A 17801-nucleotide genomic window follows, 5' to 3' on the forward strand; every position below is an offset into this window, starting at 1 on the left:
CGCTGCTCCAGCGCCTGCCGCCGCTGCTCCTGCGGCCGCCGCAGTGCCGCCGAAGCAAGCGCCGCAGCCGGCCCGCGCTGCCTGCAACAATCCGAATGCGCTTGGCGTCGCCCGCACTGTCGAGATCGACACCACAGGCGGTCCCGGTTTCGGCTTCGAGCACTTCAAGCAGCTGGACTTCCTGCGCGACCACGAGGTGGTGCTGACCTTCGACGACGGTCCGTGGCCCGGCAACACGCCGGCGGTGCTGAAGGCGCTCGCCGATGAATGCACCACGGGCATCTTCTTCCCGATCGGCAAGCACGCCACCTACCATCCGGAAATCCTGCGGCAGGTCTATGCTGCCGGCCATACCGTCGGCTCGCACACCTGGTCGCACGAGAACCTGAACAACAAGAAGCTGACCGAAGACCAGAAGAAGGACGAGATCGAACGCGGCCTGGCCGCAGTCAAGTGGGCGCTCGAGACCTCACCCTCGCCGTTCTTCCGCTTCCCGGCGCTGCAGCATCCGCCGGAGATGGTCACCTATCTCGGCAACCGCAACATCGCGATCTTCTCCTGCGACCTCGACTCCTTCGACTTCAAGTCGAAGAACTCGCAACAGGTGATCGACACCGTGATGAAGAAGCTCGCCAAGCTCGGCAAGGGCATCATCCTGATGCACGACTTCCAGAAGCACACGGCGGAAGCCCTGCCCACGCTGCTGACGCAGCTCAAGGCCGGCGGCTACAAGGTGGTCGCGATGCGCGCGAAATTCCCGGCGACGGTGCTGCCGCAATACGAGCAGGAGCTCGCCAAGGACGTCAAGCTGCCGACCGTGAGCTCGCGGCCGGTGAACAGCGTCGTCACCACGGTCGATCAGTAGACCGCCGGTCATCGTCCTGGTGTCTGCGTTGCGTATCGAGGGTTTCGTCATCGTCTCTGCCGACGGCCGGCTGGCGAATGCGCGGAATGTGATGCCCGACGATCTCAAGATCGAGGGCGACAAGCGGTTCTTCACCGCAGCCCTCGACCGTGCCGACCTCGTTGTGCATGGCCGTCACTCCCAGGAAGAGCAGCCGAACGCCCCGAAGCGGCCTCGCCTGATCCTGACAACCAAGGTCGCGACTACAGCGCCCGACCCTGACAATCCGAAGGCGATACTGTGGAATCCGGCAGGCTGCCCGTTCGAGACGGCGAGCCGCCGGGCCGGCGTGACCTCCGGCATGGTCGCCGTCATCGGCGGCCCCGGCGTGTTCGGCATGTTCATGGACCGCTACAACACGTTCTGGCTCTCGGTCGCATCGAAGGTGCGCATCCCCGACGGCGAGCCGTGCTTTCCCGGCGTCCCTGCCCGCACCCCGCAGCAGGTGCTCGCTGGGCACGGCCTGCACGCCGGCGCGCCGCAGCTGATCGACCAGGAGCACGACGTCAGCGTGACGCCGTGGCGGCGGGTGGGATGAGAGATTGATGGGCGGGTAACGCCCTACACGTCCCCATACGCGGGGTCGTCGCGGCGCGGGCCGCGGCCGTAGCCGGCGATGATGAACAGCGCGCCGATCAGCGACAGGTTCTTCAGCGCATCGATCAGGGTTCTGAAGTTGTCAGGCGCCGGCTGGTTCCAGAAATCATGAAAGTAGAAGGTCACGACGCACACGTAGATGATCAAAAGGAGCGCGAAGAACCGCGCCAGCAGGTTCACCGCGATCATCAGCCCGGCGAGAATCTCGAAGCCCCCGATAGTGATCGCGAGCAACTGCATGAACGGCATGCCGACGAAGGTTTCGATCTGCTGCGTGTAGGGCGCGGCGATGGCCGGGATCGTCAGCTTCGCCGCGATCACATCCGCCGTTGCCTGGATCCCGAACAGCTTGCTCGCGCCTGAATAGAGGAACAGCACGGCGAACAGAATCCGTCCGAAGGTGATGAACGATGGCATGGGTCGGCCTCACTGGATGGCGGAAATCGGACGAAGCAGGCGGAACGATTATGGCCGCCCCGCCTGTTTCGATCAAATCGAATCCATCCCGGCTCAAGCACGATCCGGAAAACAGCGCTGCGGTTTTCCGGACATAACGTGCTCAAACAACCCCGTCAGCCGAACAGCGTCGGCTGCGCGCGACCGGCCCGCTCCTGTGCCTCGACCGCGGCAACCGCGGTCATGTTGAGGATGCCGCGCGCCGTCACGCCGGGGGTGAGGATGTGCGCCGGACGCGCCGGACCGATCAGGATCGGTCCGACCGGCAGCGCGTTGGCCAGCGATTTGATCATCTGGTAGGCGATGTTGGCGGCGTCGAGGTTCGGCATGATCAGGATATTGGCCTCGCCTTCGAGCCGCGATTGCGGCAGCACCAACCGCCGCGCCACGGCCGACAGCGCGGTGTCGCCCTGCATTTCGCCGTCCGCCTCGATCTCCGGATGCTTGTCCTTGAGCAGCTGGGTAGCCCGCCGCATCTTGCGCGAGGAATCCGTGTCATAGCTGCCGAAGTCGGAATGTGACACGAATGCGACCTTCGGCTTGAAGGCGAAGCGCTGGACGTGGATCGCCGCGAGCGATGCCACTTCCGCGAGTTCCTCCGCACTCGGGTTCGGCCTCACCTGGGTGTCGGCGAGGAAATGGGCGCCGGTGGAGGTGATCATCAGCGCCAACGCGGCATAGTCGCTGACACCCGGCAGGAAGCCGATGATCTCGCGGACGTGGCGCAGGTGGCTCATGTAGCGGCCCTCGACGCCGCACAGCATCGCATCGGCCTCGCCGCGCGACACCGCAAGTGCTGCGATCACCGTGTTGTTGGTGCGGACCACGGTGCGCGCACCCTCGGGCGTCACCCCGCGCCGGCCCGCGACGTCGATATAGGACTGCACATAGGAGCGGTAGCGCGGATCGTCCTCGGGATTGACGAGGTCGAAATCGCGGCCGGCCTTGATCGACAGCCCGAAGCGCTTGATCCGCGTCTCGACCACCGACGGACGACCGACCAGGATCGGCCGCGCCAGCTTCTCCTCGAGCACCACCTGCGTCGCGCGCAGCACGCGCTCGTCCTCGCCTTCGGCGTAGATCACGCGCACCGGCTGTGTCTTCGCCTTGGCAAACACCGGCTTCATGGTGAGGCCGGAGCGGAACGCAAAGCGTTCGAGGTTGGCGGCGTATTCGTCAAAGTTCGTGATCGGCCGGGTCGCGACGCCGGACTCGATCGCGGCCTTGGCGACAGCCGGCGCGATGCGCAGGATCAGGCGCGGATCGAACGGGCTCGGGATCAGCGAGCCTGGACCGAATCCCTGGGTCTCGCCGGTCTCGAAACCATGCGCCACCGCATCCGACGGCGGATCGCGCGCGAGCTGCGCGATCGCATCCACCGCGGCATGCTTCATCGCCTCGTTGATCGCGGTGGCGCCGACGTCGAGCGCGCCGCGGAAGATAAAGGGGAAGCACAACACATTGTTGACCTGGTTCGGGAAGTCCGACCGTCCGGTGCAGATCATCGCATCGGGCCGCGCCAGGCGCGCCTCGTCCGGCATGATCTCCGGCACCGGATTGGCAAGCGCCATCACCAGCGGCTTGTCGGCCATCTGCTTGACCATTTCGGGCTTCAGCACGCCCGGCGCCGACAGCCCGATGAAGATGTCCGCGCCCGGAATGACGTCGGCCATCACGCGCGCGTCGGTCTTCTGGGTATAGACCGCCTTCCAGCGATCCATCGTGGTGTTGCGGCCATCATAGACCACGCCGTCGATGTCGCAGACCCAGATGTTCTTGCGCTGCGCCCCCATCGAGACCAGCAGATTGAGGGTCGCGATCGCAGCGGCGCCCGCGCCGGAGCAGACGATCTTCACATCGGACAGTTGCTTGCCGTTCAGAAGCAGCCCATTGACGATCGCGGCGGCGACGATGATGGCGGTGCCATGCTGGTCGTCGTGGAACACCGGAATCTTCATGCGCTCCTTGAGCTGCGTCTCGATCTCGAAGCACTCCGGCCCGCGGATGTCCTCCAGATTGATGCCACCGAAGGTCGGCTCCAGCGCGGCGACGGTCTCGACCACGCGCTCGATCGTGTTGGCATTGATCTCGATATCGAAGACGTCGATGCCGGCGAATTTCTTGAACAGCACCGCCTTGCCTTCCATGACGGGCTTGGAGGCCAGTGGGCCGATATTGCCGAGACCGAGCACCGCGGTGCCGTTCGAGACCACGGCTACCAGATTGGCGCGGGCGGTAAGCGTTGCCGCCTCGGCCGGGTTCTTGGCGATCTCGGTGCAGGCGGCGGCTACGCCGGGCGAATAGGCCAGCGCCAAGTCGCGCTGGTTGGCGAGCGGCTTGATCGCCTGGATCTCGAGCTTGCCCGGCCGCGGCAGCCGGTGATAGGCGAGCGCGGCGTTATGGAGTTCTTCAGACGATGACGACATACGTGCTCCCCGCGTTTCCGGCCCAAATTTCTTGTTTCTGTGCTAATCCAGGCAAAAGTCGGTTGTCCGGCAAATCGAGCTGGATGTGAAGCATGTCCAGCCGCTTGGATGCAACATCCGATAATGTCCCCGTCAACAGGCCCGGGCGGGCCCATTCATCGATGCTGCACCTTCCGACCGCCGCTTGGCAATTTTTTTCCCTTGATGATCCGGAGTTGACCGAATGAAGAAAATTCTGCTCGGCCTGGTCGCCGTCGCAGTGATCGCGGCCGGCGGCTACTTCGGTCTCGACTTCTATGCCCAGCGCCGGGTCACGCGCGACGTCGAGGCCGCATTCGAACAGATCCGTGCCGGCGGCGCCAAGGCGAGCCACGGCAAGATCGCCTTCGACACCAAGAGCCGCACCCTGACGATTTCAGACATCGCCACCGAGTTGGGCGCGCAATCCCCTGTCAACGTCAAGATTGCCAGCCTCACGATGACGGGCCTCGGTCAGCCGGACGCGGCACGGGTCTCCGCCGACAACGTCGCATTCAATGATGTCGAGATCGGCGTGACGGGGGGACCGACCGCAACGACCGCCTCCCTGATCTACAAAATGCCGCGGATCACGGTGAAGGAATATTCCGGTCCCGCCGGACTGCCTCAGCTTCCGGCCTCGTCGTCGATCTTCGAGCTGTACCGGTTCGCATTGGCCCAGCTCGCGAGCATCAACGCCTCATCGGTGACCGCGCCCACATTGACGGGAACGATGACCTTCGGCGCCGCAGCACATGCCGGTGACGGCGCCGGCGGCACGTTCGACTATTCGGGCCTTGCCATCGAAGGTATGAAGGACGGAAAGATCGCCTCCAGCAAGACCGACAGGGTTACGTTCACGATCAACTCGCAGGTAGCGGGCAAGGCGCTCAAGACGACCGGCGATCTTGCGAATATGGTCGCGACCGATATCGACGTCGGCGCGATGGCGGCGATATTCGATCCGGCCAAGGCCAACGACGACAGGGACTATCGGGTTCAGGGGCGCGTTTCAGCTGGTCCCTATGTGATAACAGCAAAGACTGATGACGTCGCCGCCATGCCTGGCATGAACATGCGGATCGAGGGCGTCACCGTCGACGACGTCAGGATCAATCCGTCGCGGATGCAACTGCCGGCGCTGTTGGCGATGATCCCGCCGCAGGGGGCCGCACCGCCGAGCCCGGCGCAGGCGCGCGAGCTGTTGGAAAAAGTAGCTGGCCTCTATTCGGGTGCCGGCATCGGAAATGCCGAGATGCACGGGTTCTCGATCGAGACGCCGAAGGGCCCGCTCAAGCTTGCCTCGATGCGCTTCAATTTCGAACACGGCAAGATCGGCGAGCTTGCGGTCGAGGGATTTGACGGCAATGCCCAGAACGGCCCTTTCAAGGTCGGACGTTTCGCGCTGAAGTCGCTCGATGTCGCGAGCCTCATGCGGCTCTCGGCGCAGTTCGCTGGACAGAAGCCGTCGCCTGAACAGGCGCTGGCGCTGCTCCCGCTGATCGAGGGCGTCGAGGTTAAGGCTGTCACCTCGCCCTACAAGGCGACCGGCAAGCCGGTCAACATCGATGTCCTCAGTCTCGACTGGGGTCAGTTCGTCGGACCGATCCCGAGCAAGCTGCGGCTGGTTGCGAAGATGGCGGCGCCCCTGGATGCGGCCGATCCACGGCAACAGGCGCTGGTCGCAGCCGGGATCGACCGGATGGCCGTCGATGCCGATCTCGGCGCGGCCTGGACCGAGACGTCGCGCTCGTTCGCGCTCGAGCCGGTCAAGCTCGACATGGCGGGCCTGTTGAATGCGTCGGCGAAGCTCGCCCTCGCCAACGTTCCGCGCGAGGCGTTTTCGACCAGTGCCGCGGAGTCCATGGGCGCGGCCGCGCAGATCGAGGCCGGCACGATCGAGCTTGTCGTCCACGACCTCGGCGTCATCGACCTCGCGGTCGCCCAGTTCGCCCGCACCCAGAACGTCGGCCGCGACGAGGCGCGCAAGGCCATCCTCGACAGCATCAAGGCGCAGAGCGACGCGATCGGCGCAGCCAATCCGGATGCCACCGCCCTCGTCACGGCCATCAGCCAGTTCATCGAGACGCCGGGACAGACGCTCGTCATCAAGCTGACCCCGCGCGCCAAGGCGCCGGCGCTTCAATTGATGCAGTTGCTCAAGATCGATCCGCAATCGGCGCTGGCGCAATTCAAGATCGAGGCGTCGACGGGGTTGTGAACTCCTGCGGCCCGTTAGCTCGATCCGGGCTACGCACTGCTCTCCTCCCTCGCCCCGTTCTTACGGGGAGAGGGTTGGGGTGAGGGGCTGCTTCTGCAAAATTGCTGCCGGACGGACTCGTGGAGACTCCCCCTCACCCGAATCGCATCTGCGATGCGATCCGACCTCTCCCCGCAAGCGGGGCGAGGCAAAGGCCGCTACCCCTTTGCCGGCAGGTTGGTCCGGATGTGCAGCTCCTTGAGCTGCTTCGGGGTTGCTTCCGACGGCGCACCCATCAGCAAGTCCATCGCCTGCTGGTTCATCGGGAACAGCGAGATCTCGCGCAGATTGTTGGTGCCGCACAACAGCATCACGATGCGATCGAGGCCAGCCGCCATGCCGCCATGCGGCGGCGCGCCGTACTGGAACGCACGGTACATGCCGCCGAAGCGGTCGACGACTTCCTGCTCGCCATATCCCGCGATCTCGAACGCCTTCACCATCGCTTCCGGCTTGTGGTTGCGGATGCCGCCGGAGGCGATCTCGTAGCCGTTGCAGGCGATGTCGTACTGGAACGCCTTGATCGTCAGCGGATCCTGCGACTTCAGCGCATCGAGGCCGCCCTGCGGCATCGAGAACGGGTTGTGCGAGAAGTCGACCTTCTTGTTCTCTTCGTCATACTCGTACATCGGGAAGTCGACGATCCAGGCCAGCTCGAAGCGGTCCTTGTCGATCAGGTTCAGCTCCTCGCCGAGCTTGGTGCGCGCAAGGCCTGCGAACTTCCAGAACTTCTCGGGATCGCCGGCGACGAAGAACGCCGCGTCGCCTTCCTTCAGGCCGAGCTGGTCGCGGATCGCAGCGGTTCGCTCCGGGCCGATGTTGTTCGCAAGCGGACCCGCGCCCTCGCCGCCTTCGCGCCACATGATGTAGCCGAGGCCGGGCTGACCTTCGCCCTGTGCCCACGAGTTCATGCGGTCGCAGAACGCGCGGCTGCCGCCGCCGGTGCCCGGGATGGCCCAAACCTGATTCTTCGGGTCTTCCAGCATCCGCGCGAACACCTTGAAGCCGGAGCCGCGGAAGTGTTCGGAGACCTCCTGCATCACGATCTTGTTGCGCAAATCGGGCTTGTCGGAGCCGTATTTGCGCACGGCTTCCGCGAACGGGATCCGCGGCCAGTTCCTGGTGACCGGCTTGCCCTTGGCAAAGTCCTCGAACACGCCGGTGATCACCGGCTCCATCGCCGCGAACACGTCGTCCTGAGTCACAAAGCTCATCTCGACGTCGAGCTGATAGAACTCGCCCGGCAGGCGGTCGGCGCGCGGGTCCTCGTCGCGGAAGCACGGCGCGATCTGGAAGTAGCGGTCGAAGCCCGACATCATCAGCAGCTGCTTGTACTGCTGCGGCGCCTGCGGCAGCGCGTAGAACTTGCCGGGATGGATCCGCGACGGCACCAGGAAGTCGCGCGCGCCTTCCGGCGAGGACGCCGTCAGGATCGGGGTCTGGAATTCGAAGAAGCCCTGCTCCTTCATCCGCTTGCGCATGGAATCGACCACCGCGCCGCGGGTCATGATGTTCTGGTGCAGCTTCTCGCGACGCAGGTCGAGGAAGCGGTACTTCAGCCTGATGTCCTCAGGATATTCCTGCTCGCCGAACACCGGCAGCGGCAGCTCGGCCGCCGGGCCCAGCACCTCGATTTCCTTGATGTAGATCTCGATCAGGCCGGTCGGCAGTTCGGGATTGTCGGTGCCGGCGGGACGGCGGCGGACCTTGCCGTCGATCCGCACCACCCACTCCGAGCGGAACTTCTCAACCTCGGCGAACGCCGGCGAGTCCGGATCGGCCACGCATTGGGTGATGCCGTAATGGTCGCGCAGATCGACGAACAGCACGCCGCCATGGTCGCGGACCCGGTGGACCCAGCCTGACAGCCTGGCCGTCTGGTCGATATCGCTCTCACGGAGCGCGCCGCATGTGTGTGACCGGTAGCGATGCATATTCGTTCCAAAACTGATGTCGGAGGGTCGAATCGCGACAGGGCCAAAATGCCCCGTCCGAAGTTGCCGAGGGTTTACCCGACGAGGCCGGGTGCGGCAACCAATGGAACGGCCGGTTTCGCCCCGAAACTGCAGATTCTGCGGCGGTCCGGCGCGCCAATCGTTTGCCTATTCGGCCCGCAGGCCTATCTTCCGGATATGACCATCCATTTCCCGTTCCAGAACACCTATTCGGCGCTGCCGGCGAACTTTTTCGCCCGCGTCGCGCCGACCCCGGTGGCCGCCCCCCGGCTGATCAAGCTGAACCGGCCGCTCGCGGTCCAGCTCGGGCTGGATCCGGACCTGCTCTCGACGCCGGAGGGCGCCGAAATCCTCGCCGGCAAGCGGCTGCCTGACGGCGCCGACCCGATCGCCATGGCCTATGCGGGCCACCAGTTCGGGCACTTCGTGCCGCAGCTCGGCGACGGTCGTGCCATCCTGCTCGGCGAGGTCATCGACAGAGACGGCGTCCGCCGCGACATCCAGCTCAAGGGATCCGGCCCGACCCCGTTCTCCCGCCGCGGCGACGGCCGTGCCGCGCTGGGTCCGGTGCTGCGCGAATACATCGTCAGCGAGGCGATGTTCGCCCTAGGCATCCCGACCACCCGCTCGCTGGCCGCGGTCGTCACCGGCGAGCCCGTGATGCGCGAGACCGCGCTGCCGGGCGCGGTGCTGACCCGCGTCGCCTCGAGCCACATCCGCGTCGGCACCTTCCAGTTCTTCGCCGCCCGCGGCGACACCGACGGCGTGCGGGCGCTGGCCGACCATGTCATCGCCAGGCACTATCCCGAGCTGAAAGATGCCGCGGAGCCCTATCACGCCCTGCTCGCCGGCGTCGTGGCGCGGCAGGCTGCGCTGGTCGCGCGCTGGCTGCTGGTCGGCTTCATCCACGGCGTGATGAACACCGACAACACCTCGATCTCGGGCGAGACCATCGACTACGGCCCCTGCGCCTTCCTCGATGCCTACAATCCGGCGCAGGTGTTCTCCTCGATCGACGAGATGGGCCGCTACGCCTACGCTAACCAGCCGCGCATCGCGCTGTGGAATCTGACCCGGCTCGCCGAATGCCTGCTGCCGCTGTTCGCCGACGAGCAGGAGAAGGCCATCGAGCAGGCACAGACGATCCTCGGCGAATTCCCCGAAAAATTCACCGCGGCCTATCAAGCCGGGCTGCGCGCCAAGGTCGGCCTGTTCACCGCGCGCGACGGCGACGAGGCGCTGATCCAGGATCTGCTCGATGCGATGGCGAAGAACGCCGCCGACTTCACGCTGACCTTCCGTCATCTCGGTGCGGCCGCAGCCGATGATGCCGCCGACGTCCGCGCGCAGTTCACCGATCCCGCAGCGTTCGACGAATGGGCCGCCCGCTGGGGCACGCGCCTTGCTCTCGAACCGCAGAGCGCGGCCGAGCGCAAGGCCGCAATGAATGCCGTCAACCCGGCCTTCATCCCGCGCAATCATCGGATCGAGGCGGTGATTGCGGCCGCCGTCACCAGCGACGACTACGCGCCGTTCGAGGAACTGCTGACGGTGCTGGCAAAGCCGTACGAGGACCAGCCCAGGTACGCCGCCTACGCCGAGCCGCCGCTCCCCGAGCAGCTGGTGACGCAGACGTTCTGCGGGACGTAACGTCCCGGCGCTCGTGGCGTAGCGCCGCGCCCCTGATTTGTTTGCAACAATTTCGCGCGCTCATCGTTGGCCGGGCAGTGTGAACGTGCAGCCTCGTGCCATCGAGAGGTTCCGTTCCGCAACGATCATTCCGCAACGATTCTGGAGTGCCAACATGAACGAGCGCGACGACCTGCAAACCGCGATCAAGCGCAGCAATCCCAACGGCGTCGAGCCGCCATTTTCCGAGGACGATCTGCAGCGCCAGCAGCTCGGGCCGCGCGGCGTGCCCGGCAAACCCGATCCGGCGAAGATGACGCCCCAACGCGCCAAGAAGACGCCCGTCGATTCAGGCTCCGGCGGCCACACCGCCTGAGCGCCGAGAGCCGAGACAAGAAAGGGTTTCATGATGAAGATCACCAACTTCAAGGACATGTATGTCGCCGAGCTTCAGGAACTCGCAAGCGTCGAGGACCAGCTCGCTATCGCGCTGGCGCGGATGGCGGAGATCGCCTCGCATCCGTCGCTCAAGGATGCGTTCAACCGCCATCACCGTGAGACCATCGTGCAGGGCGAGCGGCTGAAAACGCTGCTGCGCATGCACAGCGCCGATCCGCTGGAGCACACCGACCAGGCCATGCAGGCGCTGATCCACGAGACCGCCAAGATGGTCTCGTTGCTGCCTGACGATAATCTCCGCGATGCCGGCCTCCTCGCCTCGGCGCAGAAGCTCGAGCACTACGAGATCGCCGCCTATGGCAGCGCAGCCGCCCTCGCCGGGCAGCTCAATCTGCGCGACGACCAACGGCTGCTGCACGACAGTCTCGAGGAAGAGCGTCACGCCGACATGTTGCTGACGGCGCTCGCCAAGGGCGAGATCAACCAGGATGCCGTCGCTGCGTAATCGCACGCCAAGACCACGATCCAAGGCCACGATCAATGGCGCTGCGGCCCATGTGGCCGGCGGCGTCATGATCGATTCCACCTGCGCGCCCGCACACGTCGGAAAAATGCTGCTGCGACTGACGCGGTTCGCATCACGTCTGTCGTTTTTATTCGCGCGCACTTGCCTGTGCCACGCGCTTCGATCAGCCTTGGTCTGCAGTTGTCGGAGTCATGGGGAGACGAACGATGGGATTCAAATTCAAGCAGGTATTCGCAGACACCCAACAGGCGCTCGGCGCCGACCCTACACAGGCGCAGGCCGTATTCCAGGCGAGTTCGCAACTCGGCGACGGCGTCAACAGCAGCGTCACGATCCGGCAATTCAACGTCAGTGTCGACGAGCCTCCCGCGCTGGGCGGCCAGGATACCGCACCGAACCCGGTCGAATACATCCTCGCCGCGCTCGGCTCATGCCAGGAGATCACATATCGGCTCTATGCCGACGCACTCGGCATTCCCCTCAAGGGTGTGTCCGTCAAGCTGTCCGGTGCGGTCGATCTGCGCGGCTTCTTCAGCGTCGATCCGAACGTACGGGCCGGCTTTCAACGGATCGGGGCCGAGGTCGTGATCGACAGTCCGGCCTCCGCGGCCGAGATCGCGCGCTTGAAGGAAGCCGTCGACCGTCACTGCCCGGTGCTAGATATTCTGCGCAACCCGACGCCGGTGGACCTGAAGCTGCGTACGGGGCCGTTGAGCACAGCGGCCTAGCTGCGCGCCTCGTGAGCGTTAACTCACCCTCCACCATGCCGGGAGGCCGGCGGCGGTAACCATAAGGCTTAACAGCGCGTCAACGCTCCCCCAACAAGTCTAACTGTTTCTAATGGGGGAGAATGGGTCGTGGACGCATTTGCATTTGAGTTCATGGGACTGGCGATGATCGCGCTGTGCCTGGTCGTGCTGGCGATGCCCGCGGCGCGCCGGCCGTCGAAGAACATGCGCTACGAGTGAGCTGAGCAGTTGGGACCAGCCCCTTCATGCTGGCGGGCGTGAGGCCCCACGACGCCGAACGTCATCCTCGCTTCCGCTGTCATTTCGGCTCTCCCCTTCAGCGCTTATCTCGCGATCGCAGTTAATACCGCGCTCGCACGTCATCGAATGACGATATGCTCGCCCTGATGAGTCCCGACCTGGGACGCAAGTCAGGAAATTGAGCAGCCTTGAACGACACCGACGTCCAGCAATCCGACACGACGCCCTCCACCGCGCACTCGCCACTCGAGGTGCTGCTGATCTTCCTCAAGCTCGGCGTCAGCTGCTTCGGCGGCCCGATCGCCCATATCGGCTATTTCCGCGACGAGTTCGTCACCCGCAGGCGCTGGCTTGACGAGCAAGCTTATGCGGATCTGGTCGCGCTCTGCCAATTCCTGCCGGGCCCTGCGAGCAGCCAGGTCGGCTTTTCGCTTGGCCTGATGCGCGCTGGCTATCTGGGCGCCCTGGCCGCCTGGACCGGCTTCACGCTGCCCTCGGCGATCGCGCTCGTGCTGTTTGCGTTCGGCGCCGGCGGATTGAGCGGCCCGGTCGGAACGGGCCTGGTGCACGGCCTCAAGCTGGTTGCGGTGGCGATCGTCGCCCAGGCTGTCTGGGGCATGGCGCGATCGCTCTGCCCCGACCGCGAACGCGCATCGATCGCGACGGTGGCGGCGCTGGTCATCCTCGCCAGTTCCTCGTCGATCGCGCAGATCGGCGCCATCATTCTCGGCGCCGTCGCCGGGCTCTGGTTCTGCCGCGCGCAACCGGCCAACGGCGTCACGCATATCGCGATGCCGGTGTCGCGCCGCGTTGGCATGGCAGCGCTGATCCTGTTCCTTGCGCTGCTCGTCGGGCTGCCGCTGCTCGCCCGGACATGGCCCGGCCTCGGCCTGTTCGAGGCCTTCTACCGCTCGGGCGCGCTGGTGTTCGGCGGCGGCCATGTCGTGCTCCCGCTGCTGCGCGAAGCGGTGGTGACGCCGGGCTGGATCGGCGACGATGCGTTCCTCACCGGCTACGGCGCCGCCCAGGCCGTGCCGGGCCCGCTGTTCACTTTCGCGGCCTATTTGGGCGCCGTGATCGGCGGCGTGCCGGGCGCGGTCGTCGGCCTCCTCGGCATCTTCATCCCGGGAATCCTCGTCCTGCTGGCCGCCTTGCCGTTCTGGGATAGCTTCCGCAAGCAGCCCACGGCGCAAGCGATGATGCGCGGCGTCAATGCGTCCGTGGTCGGCATTCTGGGCGCGGCGCTCTACAATCCGGTCTGGACCAGCAGCGTGCAGCGTCCGCTCGATTTCGGCATCGCGCTGGCCGGTTTCGTCCTGCTCACCGCCTGGCGCGCGCCGCCGCTCGTGGTGGTCGTCCTCAGCGCCGCCGCCGGCATCGCCACCGGGCTCCTCCAATCGTGAACGGCCGCGCCGGCCCCCTCGCCGGCCGGATTAAGAACGCCTTCATGCCTCGCCGCCATCATGGCGAGGTATGCCGAGTGCCCCTAGACTACCGGATTCCACCCGGGTTCCCGTGCTGGACCTGCTGCGGCTCGCCGCGGTCGGGGCCGTGATCCTGTACCATTACGGCTTCTGGGGCACCGCATCGCACGACGTTCAGAAAGTGGCGCTGCCCTACCTCGCCCCGGTCGCCCAGTACGGCTTCCTCGGCGTCCCCGTGTTCTTCGCGATCTCCGGCTTCGTCATCGCCTACTCGGCCGAGGGCCGCACGCCGATCGGCTTCGCGATCGCGCGCTTCAGCCGGATCTATCCGACCTTCGTCATCTGCATGACGTTGACATTCCTCGCGACGCTGCTGGTGGGCCACGCCCATTTCCAGGTGACATGGGGACAATGGCTGGCAAACCTGTTCATCGCAGCGCCGATGCTCGGTCAGCCCTACATGGACGACGCCTACTGGTCGCTGGTGATCGAGGTCGTGTTCTACGCCTGGATCGCGCTGTTGCTGGCCTGGGGTATTTTTCCGCGGCGGATCGACACCATCATCGTGGTATGGATCGCGATCACCTTCGCCAACGAACTGACGCTCGACGTTCCGCTGTTCGAGAAGCTCTTCATGGCCGATGACAGCGGCTTCTTCGCGGTTGGCCTCCTGATCTATGAACATTATCGGGGGCGGCGCGACACCAGGCTCTACAGCCTGCTGACGCTGGCGATGGGCACGGCGACCTTCCAGGCCGTCCACAAGCTGGAGCGGCTCGGCGTCCACACCCATGGCAGCTTCGATCCGCGCGTCGTGGCCATGATCTGCGTCGTCTCGCTCGCCATCGTGTTCGCCGCCACCCGGATCAAGTCCGTGCCGCTGCCGGCCGGCTTCGTCAGGGCCGTGGGCGGTATCACCTATCCGCTCTATCTGCTGCATCTACAGCTCGGCTACGTGATCCTGCTCCTGATCACGCCAACGCCGGACGTGCTCTCGACCACGCTTGTCGTGGCCGGCATGGTCGCACTGGCATGGTTCGTCTGGCGGTTCCTCGAAGCTCCAGCGCACTACCTCGTCAGGGACAGGTTGACCATGCTCGCCGCACGCCACGGATGGCCGTCGCGCCTCGGGCGCCCTGGCAACGCCTTGCTCACGGACGGTTGATCCGGTCCGATCGATTGGAACGTCGCGATCCGCTGGCCGTTGATCGCCATATCGCCGGCTTCTGTTCCGATCCGGCGGAGCCGTACCAGCAGCAAGGAGGGCTCGACATGGCAAGTGCGACAGATCGTGATCCGCGCCATCACACGCAGAAGATGCAGAAGGCGCTCCATGACATTCGCGACCACCTGCGCCAGGATATCCAGAAAGTCGACGAGCCGCAGTTGAAGGCGATGTTTGAAACATCCGCCGAAGTTCTCGGCGGCCTCGAGAAGGCTTTCAAGGACTACGAGCAAAAGAACGAGAAGGCCTGGCGCTGACGCGTCGGATGGCTGACGAAACGGTCCCGCGCTTTGGCGGCAGGAGTGTCATCATGCAAGTCGTCAGGCCAAACAAGCGTCGGCTGCTTCTGCTCGGAGGATTGCTGGCGACCACGATCGCGGCCCCGGCGGTTCTCACCAGGCCGACCTCGGCGGAAGCCAAAGGCGTCGGCGAGAAGCTGAAGGATGCGGTCACAGGCAAGGGGGACGAGGACGTCACTCCGCCTGAAGACTTGATGCGCGAGCACGGCGTACTCGATCGCGTTCTGCTCCTCTACGAAGCGGCGATCCGAAAATTGTCTTCCAGCGAGGACGTCGACCCCGCCCTGATCACGCAATCGGCCGCGATCATCCGCGATTTCATCAACAACTATCATGAGAAGTCGGAGGAGGAGCATGTCTTCCCGCGCTTCAAAAAAGCCGGCCAGATGACGGACCTTGTGGACACTCTGCTGCGCCAGCACGAAGCCGGCCGGAAGGTCACGGAAACGATCCTGAAGCTGGCGCCTTCAGGCACGAACGATGCGGACCATCGCAGGCAACTGACAGGCGCGATGCAGTCCTTCATCACGATGTACCGGCCGCATGCAGCCCGGGAGGACACTGATCTGTTCCCGAAGCTGAAGGACGTGGTCTCATCCAATGAGTACGACGCGATGGCTGAGGATTTCGAGAAGAAAGAGCACGAACTGTTCGGCGAGGATGGCTTCGAGAAGATGGCGGCTCGGGTGGCTCAGCTGGAGCAGCAGATGGGCATCCACGATCTCGACCAATTCACGCCACGCTGACTGCCGCGTTCAGCGCTCAGCGCGCGGCCAGCGATTGCTCACCCTTCCGGCGCAGAACACCGCATCGGCGCCGTCGGGGATGGTCTCTGCGAACCAGCGATCGACATCCGGCGAGGTCTGCGTCCTCGGCTCGTCGCGATAGCGCAGGCCGCCGTAGGCACCTCGCATCGCCATCGTCACCTTCTCGATTGCCGGCATGCCGGCAACGGCCAGGCGCTGAACGATCATGTAAGCCGCGCATTGACCGCCATGGCGGAGCAGGACAATGCCGTGATCCGGCTTGAACGGAGAATGCTGGCGCGAGCAGAATCTTTCCTCGGGCACATCAGAGGCGATTTGAAAAAGCTCGCTGGTAGCAGCCCCGGGGCGGCGTCGCGATCAAGGCAGCTCCTTGTTGCTTATTAAGCTAGTTCGGTCGCCAATCTTCCGGCGAAGCTCTGCATGTGTCACGTCGACGAACAAATTCGGAATGTTGTCGGCGCGGTGTAACAGCCACGCCACGACGACCATGATCGCGATTCCGGCCGCGCTCACCACGAGCTGTGCGATGACCGCGCCGCTGTATTGGGTCAAGACCCAATGGGCGGAGAACGAAAGTAAGACCCCGAGGCAAAAGATCGGAAGCGAATGCTCCCCGCACAAGGTCAGTGGACGCAATGATCGGGATTTCAGCGGCGGCCAGTCCTGCGGAATCAGGCCATGGACAACGTACGCGAGCGCGAGGAAGTGGGTCAAACGCAGCATATCGAGATCTGTCTTGTCGATCGGATAGATGAGCTTCATCATCCATCGCGGTATGAATGCCTCCAGCGCATGGAAGTGCCAGGTCATCACGATCAGGAACGCAAAGATCAGCCAGGCAATCGCTACCGCTGCGACGAGCCGCGACTGGATCAGTCTTGCGATCTGTGACAATGCGCCCACCCCGCACCACTCGCCGAAGACAAACAGCAACTGCCAACAAAATGGATTGAAGTACCACGTTGTGCCCGGTGGATAGGAGGCGATGTTCCAATCGAACCACCGCGCCAGCACGTAGAGAACGATCGAGGCCAGCAAGGTGAGATTGGGACGGCGCACCAGGGCCCAGATGATCAGTGGGGAGGCCAGCAGCAGCACAATGAACAGAGGCAGCACGTCGAGATCCACGGGCTTGTACCGCAGGGTGAGTGCCTGCCCGATCAGGATATCCGGATGCTGGAGAAAATTGAAAACGTTGAATTCGTTTTCATACATCGGATTGTCGAGCCGTCGGGAGGTTCTCGCGACCTGGGCCGTGAAGATCAGGAACAGCATGATGTGCGCGGCGTAGATATGCGCGGCCCGCGTCCACAGCCGCTTCGCTGCGGACAGCAGGAAACCTGAAGCGATGATCGGGCCGTATATGAAGCCGGCAAGGTAACCCGAGATGAAAACGAAGAACTCCGCAGCGTCGCTGAAGCCGTAGTTGCGCAGCGTAATCCAGCCGATGGCCCCATCATTGGGGATGTGATCCAGAAAGATCATCCACAACCCGAGCCCTCTGAACAGGTCGAGCCGAACATCGCGCTCGATCGTTTCCTCGATCTGGTTCGCGTGGTGGAGCTCCATCGTGACGACCCTCACTCGGCTGCTTCTGAGATCGCGATAGCTGCACGCATCGGAGCCTCGCGTCGGGGCTGGAATACGTTAGCCGACACCAAGCCCGGGTCGGCAGGGGAAGATCATGGGCATCCTTATACTCCCGCGTGACATCACCGTCCAAATGCCGCACGCGCATGCTTGACGTTTGTCGGGTGAGCCGCATTCGTCGGGCGGAGTCGAGACTGAGAAAGCATCGCTACCCGCGGGGGTCTGTCCTGGCGGCAGGTGTCCAACCCAATCTCTCGGCCCAAGCACTCCCGCCTCTGGAATACCGAATCGCCCGGTCGCGCCGGGCGACGACACCGCCGATGGCTTTCGCCGAGAC

At 64.5% G+C, this 17801-nt stretch carries 16 protein-coding genes; 11 read left to right on the plus strand and 5 right to left on the minus strand.

All coding sequences use genetic code 11. The features are described 5' to 3' along the window. The coding region (locus H8A92_RS33840) for a polysaccharide deacetylase family protein (RefSeq protein WP_229199702.1) at window positions 1-865 on the plus strand (865 nt) is incomplete at its 5' end. 19 nt (window positions 866-884) lie between these two features. Then, window positions 885-1442 (plus strand): dihydrofolate reductase family protein, encoded by a 558-nt coding sequence (locus tag H8A92_RS33845; protein ID WP_229199703.1) that lies wholly within the window; start codon window positions 885-887, stop codon window positions 1440-1442. 23 nt (window positions 1443-1465) lie between these two features. On the opposite strand, the gene H8A92_RS33850 is transcribed toward H8A92_RS33845, so the two are convergent. After that, entirely contained in the window at window positions 1466-1918 is a 453-nt protein-coding gene (locus H8A92_RS33850) for a DoxX family protein (RefSeq protein WP_229199704.1), read from the minus strand. 155 nt (window positions 1919-2073) lie between these two features. Then, window positions 2074-4383, minus strand: coding sequence for an NADP-dependent malic enzyme (locus H8A92_RS33855; protein WP_229199705.1), 2310 nt, complete (start codon window positions 4381-4383; stop codon window positions 2074-2076). 223 nt (window positions 4384-4606) lie between these two features. On the opposite strand from H8A92_RS33855, the gene H8A92_RS33860 reads away from it, so the two are divergent. After that, the gene (locus H8A92_RS33860) at window positions 4607-6622 is read left to right on the plus strand and encodes a hypothetical protein (RefSeq protein ID WP_229199706.1); all 2016 of its coding nucleotides are present in this window, start codon (window positions 4607-4609) and stop codon (window positions 6620-6622) included. A 197-nt stretch (window positions 6623-6819) separates the two neighbouring features. Here H8A92_RS33860 and aspS read toward each other — a convergent pair whose 3' ends face one another. Then, window positions 6820-8595: an aspartate--tRNA ligase gene (gene aspS / locus H8A92_RS33865; protein ID WP_229199707.1), complete on the minus strand. Its 1776-nt coding sequence runs from the start codon at window positions 8593-8595 to the stop codon at window positions 6820-6822. 198 nt (window positions 8596-8793) lie between these two features. On the opposite strand from aspS, the gene H8A92_RS33870 reads away from it, so the two are divergent. The 8 genes from H8A92_RS33870 (at window position 8794) to H8A92_RS33905 (ending at window position 15853) form a co-directional block, all read left to right on the plus strand. Beyond that, the gene (locus tag H8A92_RS33870; RefSeq protein ID WP_229199708.1) at window positions 8794-10266 is read left to right on the plus strand and encodes a protein adenylyltransferase SelO; all 1473 of its coding nucleotides are present in this window, start codon (window positions 8794-8796) and stop codon (window positions 10264-10266) included. A gap of 154 nt (window positions 10267-10420) precedes the next feature. Continuing rightward, window positions 10421-10621, plus strand: a complete 201-nt coding sequence (locus tag H8A92_RS33875; protein WP_229199709.1) for a hypothetical protein — start codon at window positions 10421-10423, stop codon at window positions 10619-10621. A gap of 33 nt (window positions 10622-10654) precedes the next feature. Continuing rightward, window positions 10655-11149, plus strand: coding sequence for a YciE/YciF ferroxidase family protein (locus H8A92_RS33880; protein WP_229199710.1), 495 nt, complete (start codon window positions 10655-10657; stop codon window positions 11147-11149). A 227-nt stretch (window positions 11150-11376) separates the two neighbouring features. After that, window positions 11377-11898, plus strand: a complete 522-nt coding sequence (locus H8A92_RS33885; RefSeq protein ID WP_229199711.1) for an OsmC family protein — start codon at window positions 11377-11379, stop codon at window positions 11896-11898. A gap of 449 nt (window positions 11899-12347) precedes the next feature. Then, on the plus strand, window positions 12348-13562 hold the full coding sequence (gene chrA / locus H8A92_RS33890) for a chromate efflux transporter (protein WP_229199712.1): 1215 nt from the start codon (window positions 12348-12350) through the stop codon (window positions 13560-13562). Between the two features lie 112 nt (window positions 13563-13674). After that, window positions 13675-14748, plus strand: a complete 1074-nt coding sequence (locus H8A92_RS33895) for an acyltransferase family protein (RefSeq protein WP_229199713.1) — start codon at window positions 13675-13677, stop codon at window positions 14746-14748. A gap of 14 nt (window positions 14749-14762) precedes the next feature. Next, window positions 14763-15065, plus strand: coding sequence for a hypothetical protein (locus H8A92_RS33900; RefSeq protein WP_229199714.1), 303 nt, complete (start codon window positions 14763-14765; stop codon window positions 15063-15065). Between the two features lie 101 nt (window positions 15066-15166). Then, on the plus strand, window positions 15167-15853 hold the full coding sequence (locus tag H8A92_RS33905; RefSeq protein WP_229199715.1) for a hemerythrin domain-containing protein: 687 nt from the start codon (window positions 15167-15169) through the stop codon (window positions 15851-15853). Window positions 15854-15862: 9 nt separating this feature from the next. Here the strand turns inward: H8A92_RS33905 and H8A92_RS33910 are convergent, their stop codons facing one another. Both H8A92_RS33910 and H8A92_RS33915 read right to left on the minus strand, forming a co-directional pair. Continuing rightward, window positions 15863-16081 (minus strand): hypothetical protein, encoded by a 219-nt coding sequence (locus tag H8A92_RS33910; RefSeq protein ID WP_229199716.1) that lies wholly within the window; start codon window positions 16079-16081, stop codon window positions 15863-15865. A gap of 150 nt (window positions 16082-16231) precedes the next feature. Beyond that, on the minus strand, window positions 16232-17443 hold the full coding sequence (locus tag H8A92_RS33915; RefSeq protein WP_229199717.1) for an OpgC domain-containing protein: 1212 nt from the start codon (window positions 17441-17443) through the stop codon (window positions 16232-16234). Window positions 17444-17801: the final 358 nt, after the last annotated feature.

Origin of the sequence: Bradyrhizobium acaciae (assembly GCF_020889785.1) — a bacterium.
GTDB classification, from domain to species: domain Bacteria; phylum Pseudomonadota; class Alphaproteobacteria; order Rhizobiales; family Xanthobacteraceae; genus Bradyrhizobium; species Bradyrhizobium acaciae.